Below are 5,305 nucleotides of genomic sequence, written 5' to 3'. Positions count from 1 at the left end.
TCTTCTTCGCGACCTCCTTGACCAGCTCGGCCCCGATCTTCTCCCACGGGTCCTCGAGCTCGATCTCCTTGGCGATCGACACACCGTCGTTGGTGATCGTGGGGGCACCCCACTTCTTCTCCAACACAACGTTGCGGCCCTTCGGGCCAAGCGTGACCCTGACGGCGTCAGCAAGAGAGTTCATGCCACGCTCGAGGCCACGCCGCGCCTCTTCGTCAAAGGCAATGATCTTTGGCATGGGTTCCTGATCCTCCCATAGCGGGTGGAAAGTCCGGCTCGACGCCCGCGACGGACGGCCGCCGGCACCCGGCTCCTGTCACCGGGTCCCCCACGACCTCGCCGATCCGAAGTCCTGTCACTCTCACCTCGAGAGTGCTAACAACGTGTTTAGCACTCTGCCCATGAGAGTGCAAGCGCCGCCCCCTACCCCGTAGACTCGCCGCCTGTGAGTTCCGAACCGGCCGTCCGGCGCATCTCCCGCCGTGGCCTGGCCTGGCGGCTCGGGGTCACCGGCGTGGCACTGGTGATCCTGACCATGGGCCAGCTGCAGGACACCAACGACTACTTCCCGCTCGGCTCGCTGTCGCAGTACGCGACCCCGCGCGACATGGACGGCACCGTCCGCTCCGTCTACATGCTGGCCGACACCGAGAGCGGCGAACAGGTGCGCGTGCCGCTCAACCCGCAGGGCGTGGGCGTCGGCCGGGCCGACATCGAGGCCCAGCTGGACCGCATCGTCGATGACCCGTCGCTGCTGCAGTCCATCGCCGACTCGTGGACCGAGCTGCACCCCGGCGCCGACCCGTACGTCAAGCTCTATGTGATGCGCGACACCTACCAGCTGAGGGACGGTATCCAGCAGGGCGAGCCCGACGTCGAGGAGCTCACCACCTGGGAGGTGCGCCGATGAGCCGCGCCCTCGACGCCGGCCGCGCGGTCGTCGGCTGGTGGACCCGGCCGGTCCCGCTGGCCCGGGTGGCCGTGCTGCGGGTGGCCATCTACCTGTTCGTGCTCTACGACATCTTCCGGCTCACCAACGACGTCATCCCGATGGCGCACGCGCCGGACCTCTACCACCCGACGTGGGTGGGCCGGGCGCTGCCGCTGCCGGATCCGTCGCTGCCACTGGCGCAGACGCTGCAGGTCGTCATCGTCGTCGGCTGCCTGGTCGCCGCGACGGGGTTCCTGCCGCGCCTGGCCGGCTGGGTGGTCGCCGTGGCGTACCTCCAGTGGATGGTGTTCAGCCAGGGCTACGGCTACGTGTCGCACGACCACCTGGCGCTGATCGTGGCTGTCGTCGTGCTGCCGACGATCGGCCGGGCCCGGTTTACCGACGCCGACTCCAGCGAGGCGGCCGGCTGGGCGTTCCGCTGCATCCAGGTCTCGGTCATCGCGACGTACTTCGCGTCGGCGATCGTGAAGTGGGTGCGCAGCGGGTCGCCGGCCACCTGGGCCAACGGCGCGGTGTTCATCTGGGCGATCATGCGGCGCGGCTCTGACCTGGTCCGCTGGACCATCGACTACCCGTGGCTGCTGATCATCGCCCAGTGGGGCCTGATCATCATCGAGTTCCTGTCGCCGGTCGTGCTGTGGCTCAAGGGCAGGGCGCTGTATCTGGCGGTGGTCACGTTCGCCGGCTTCCACCTGATGACCTACCTGGCGCTGGGCATCCACTTCCTGCCGACGGTCATCTGCTGGCTGGCGTTCCTGCCGCTGGAGCGCGTGGTGCCGGTGGCCCAGCGGCTCAGGGAGCGAGTGACGGCACCCGGCGGATCCCGAACCGTGTCCTGAGCGCCCGCTTCGCCGCGTTCAGCCCGCCCATGCCGTGCACCGCGGGCCCCGGCGGCGTGGAGGCCGAGCAGAGGTAGACGCCGGGCACGGGGGTGGCGTACGGGTCCCACCGCAGCGTGGGCCGGGCGAAGATCTGCCACATGGTCATCGCACCGGCGGCGATGTCGCCGTCGCGGTAGTTGGCGTTGTGGTCGGCCATCTTCGCCGCCGGGATGGTGTGCCGCTCGACGACGAGGTCGCCGAAGCCGGGCGCGAACCGCTCGATCTGCGCCTGTACGACGTCGCCGACATCGACGGTGGAGCCGGCCGGCACATGGGTGTACGACCAGAACGGGCGCAGGCCGTTGACCTCGCGAGCCGGGTCGAACAGCGCCGGGTCGGAGGCCAGGATCATCGGCCGCTCGGCGTGCCGGCCCGCCTTCACCTCTGCCTCGGCCAGCGACATCTCCGCGAGCGTGCCGCCGACGTGGATGGTGCCGGCCCGGCCGACCTCCGGATGCGCCCACGGCACCGGGCCGGAGAGCACGAAGTCGACCTTGGCGGCCGCGTTGCCGGCCTTGAACCGGTCGACGGCGCGGCGGTAGCGGCCCGGCAACTGCTCGCCCAGGATGCTGGCCAGGGTCCACGGGTTCGTGTCGAACAGGTAGGCGCGCGCCGTCGGCAGCTGCGCCATCGACGTCACCTCGACACCGGTCTCGACGCTGCCGCCGTGCGCCTTGAGGTCGGCCACCAGCGCGTCGACGATGGCCTGGCTGCCGCCGACCGGCAGCGGCCAGCCCGGCGCGTGCGCCAGCGCGCCCAGCGAGAGTGCGGTGCCGGCCGCGGTGAGCGTCGGGATCGGCGTGATCGCGTGCGCCGCGACGCCCATCAGCAGCGCCGGCGCGACCTCGTCCTGCCAGGTCCGCCGGCCGAGGCCGGTGCCGTGCCGCAGCATCGACAGCCCGAACTGCGCCGCCGTGAGCAGGTCCTTCGGCACGCTGCGGCGGTCGAACAGGGCGACGTCGACGACGGCCGGCGCGTGCCGCACCAGCGGGCCCATGAGCCGCCGCCAGGCCGGGCCGTCGGCGCCCAGGCCCTCGACGGTGCGGTCGAGGTCGCGGTAGGCGATGCCGGCGCGCCCGCCGTCGAGCGGCTGCGCGTAGGAGACCTCGGGATAGGTCAGCTCGACGCCGCGCGCGGCGAGGTCGAAGGCGCGGAAGAACGGCGACGCGGCCGCCATGGGATGCACGGCCGAGCAGATGTCGTGGACGACGCCTGGCGCCAGGCCGAGGTCGAGGGTGCGGGCACCGCCGCCGATGGTGCGCTGGGCCTCGTAGACCCGGACCTCCAGACCGGCCCGGGCGAGCACCACCGCCGCCGCCAGCCCATTCGGGCCGGACCCGACGACGACGGCGTCACACTGCTCCGACGCCTGCACGTCGTCCATCCTACGGCGGCGCTCAGCGCGGCGTGGGCGGTGGCCTCAGGTCGTCGTCGTAGAGGAGCCGGCCGCTCGGCGCGACCTCGACAGAGGCGTCGCGGAGCAGCAGGTCGCGCAGCTGGTCCGCGGTCATCCCGTTGAGCTCGGCGACGTCGCCGAGCCGCTCGCCGAGCGCGTCGATCGCCTCCTGCCCGCCCATCGCCCGCGGCAGCACGTCCTGACCGCCCGGCGCGAACGACGACGCCGACGCCGCCGCGACCGAACCCTCGTCCCCGCCGGAGTCGCGGCTCAGCCAGACGGCGGCGACCACGGCCAGCGCCACCACGACGACGGCGGCCACGATCGCCAGCGCGCTGCGCTGTCGCTGCCGCGGGGTGTCCGGCACGTCGGCCTCCTTCCTGGGTCTGACGCCCGGGACGCGGCCGCGGTTGCCTCAGCCGGCCGCACCCTGCCGCGTGCGCGCGTACAGTGCGCCGCCGAGGCCGAGCAGGAGCACGCCGGCCAGCAGCAGCCACGAGTTCGCCGACGTTCCGGTGTCGGGCAGGTCGCCGCCCTCGTCGTCCTCGGGGTCTTCGCCGTGGTCGTCGCCGTGGTCGCCGCCTTCGTCCCCGGTGGCGACGTCGACGGTGAACGAGACGGCCGCGGTCTGCGCGGAGGTGGCGCCGTTGACCGACTGGACCGCGGTGACCGAGCACACGCCGTTGGGCAGGTCCTGCTCGGGCGCGAACGACCAGGCGCCCTCGCCGTCGGCCGTGGCGGCGCCGGACCAGGTGTCCTCGCCACAGGTGATGTTCAGCTCGACGGCGGCGCCGGGCAGCGCCTCGCCGCTGAAGGTCGGCCGGGCCGTCGTCGCGGTGTCGCCGTCGACCGGGCGGACGATGTCCGGCGGGCCGACCGGGACCACCAGCGTGACCGTCGCCGTCTCCGGGACCTCGACGGCGCCGACGGTCTGCCGGGCGGTGATCGCCGACTTGCCGTAGGGCAGGTCGGTGGTGAGGACGATGCTCCAGGTGCCCTCGTCGTCCGTAGTCCCGTAGCCGACGGCCTCGTCGCCGAGCGTGAGCGTCACCGTCGAGCCGGGCTCGGCCGAGCCGGTGATCTCCACCGGCGACGGCTGGACCTCCTCGCCGTCCAGCGGCGAGATGATCGTGACCGGCGCGGCGGCGAACGCGGCCGCCGTGCCGGTGAGCGTGTAGGCGCCGAGGCTGCCGTACTCGGTGTAGCCGGAGCCGTTGGCCGGCGTGTTCGCGGCCGGGTCGCCCTGCCCGGCGCCGCTGACCCGCACGTAGTAGCGGCCGGTCGCCAGCTCGGTCTCGATCCGCGCGTCCAGACCGGAGGCGGTCCGGTCCGTCGCCGGGCTCACGACGTCGGTGACGGCCTCCGGGTTCGCCTCTGCGATCCGCTCACCGGCGGCGTCGATCAGCTCCAGGCGGACGTCGAGGTTGCCGCCGACGGTGGCCGGCTCGGCCGCGATGCTGACGGGGCCGCCGTCAGTGACCAGCGTGAACACGTCACGCTCGCCGGAGCGCCCGATGACGCCGGCGGCGGTGAACTCGCCGGCGGAGTTGTCCAGCGCGGTGCCCTCGTCGAGCACGTCGCCGTGATCGTCGGCGGAGTAGGCCGCCCGGCCGCCGTAGTGGAACGACAGCGTCAGCTCCGCACCCACCTCTGCGCACGGGTCCGCCTCCGGGCCGGCCGGCTTGAACGCCCGGTCGCCGGGCTCCGGGTCGTCAGGGTCCGCGGCGTCGGTGCAGAAGACGTCGGTCCACAGCACGTCGCCGTCGAAGACCGCGAACGTCCGCAGCGTCGTCCCGGCGGTGATCTCGGCGAGGTCGTCCTGGCCGGCGTTGGTGGCGCCGGTGTAGTCGCCGGGCGACCACTGCGACAGCGGCGTGGACCACGGCGCGCCCATGATCGGGCCCCACAGCGACGCCGGCTCGGCCGGCGTGTCGCCGTAGTACTCGTCCGTGCCGATGCCGTCGTGGTTCAGGTTCAGCGTGTGGCCGACCTCGTGCGAGACGACGTTGCCGACGTCGGGGGCGTTGCCGCCGCGTGCCGTCGGAGCGAAGATCAGGGCCGGCGACAGGAACGCGT

Annotated in this window: 6 protein-coding genes; 2 read left to right on the top strand and 4 right to left on the bottom strand. The window is 72.8% G+C overall.

The genetic code is table 11. The annotated features are described in order from the left end of the window. A partial coding sequence (locus C1I92_RS32525; protein ID WP_325048178.1) for a TCP-1/cpn60 chaperonin family protein occupies positions 1 to 238 on the bottom strand: 238 nt, incomplete at its 3' end. A gap of 207 nt (positions 239 to 445) precedes the next feature. Between C1I92_RS32525 and C1I92_RS32520 the strand changes: the two genes are divergently transcribed. Together C1I92_RS32520 and C1I92_RS32515 are read left to right on the top strand one after the other, a co-directional pair. Beyond that, a complete protein-coding gene (locus C1I92_RS32520) occupies positions 446 to 910 on the top strand; it encodes a hypothetical protein (RefSeq protein WP_111258770.1) in 465 nt (154 codons plus the stop codon). Next, a complete protein-coding gene (locus C1I92_RS32515) occupies positions 907 to 1,791 on the top strand; it encodes an HTTM domain-containing protein (RefSeq protein WP_111258769.1) in 885 nt (294 codons plus the stop codon). Before C1I92_RS32520 ends, C1I92_RS32515 begins: the two co-directional genes overlap by 4 nt. On the opposite strand, the gene C1I92_RS32510 is transcribed toward C1I92_RS32515, so the two are convergent. From C1I92_RS32510 to C1I92_RS32500, 3 genes are all read right to left on the bottom strand, one after another. Further along, a complete protein-coding gene (locus C1I92_RS32510; protein ID WP_233507541.1) occupies positions 1,745 to 3,208 on the bottom strand; it encodes a phytoene desaturase family protein in 1,464 nt (487 codons plus the stop codon). The two genes, C1I92_RS32515 and C1I92_RS32510, sit on opposite strands and share 47 nt — an antisense overlap. 22 nt (positions 3,209 to 3,230) lie before the next feature. Continuing rightward, on the bottom strand, positions 3,231 to 3,596 hold the full coding sequence (locus C1I92_RS32505; RefSeq protein WP_111258767.1) for a hypothetical protein: 366 nt from the start codon (positions 3,594 to 3,596) through the stop codon (positions 3,231 to 3,233). Between the two features lie 48 nt (positions 3,597 to 3,644). Continuing rightward, positions 3,645 to 5,305: Ig-like domain-containing protein (locus C1I92_RS32500; RefSeq protein WP_158564403.1), on the bottom strand; the 1,661-nt coding region annotated here is incomplete at its 5' end.

The sequence above is a fragment of the Jiangella anatolica genome (genome assembly GCF_003236295.1).
Taxonomy (GTDB): Bacteria; Actinomycetota; Actinomycetes; order Jiangellales; family Jiangellaceae; genus Jiangella; species Jiangella anatolica.
This window is presented reverse-complemented; position numbering and strand designations above follow the sequence as displayed.

What these genes read in the sequence shown, in the direction of transcription:
- C1I92_RS32515 (WP_111258769.1), top strand. Translation starts at nt 907, where the DNA reads ATGAGCCGCGCCCTCGACGCCGGCCGCGCGGTCGTCGGCTGGTGGACC.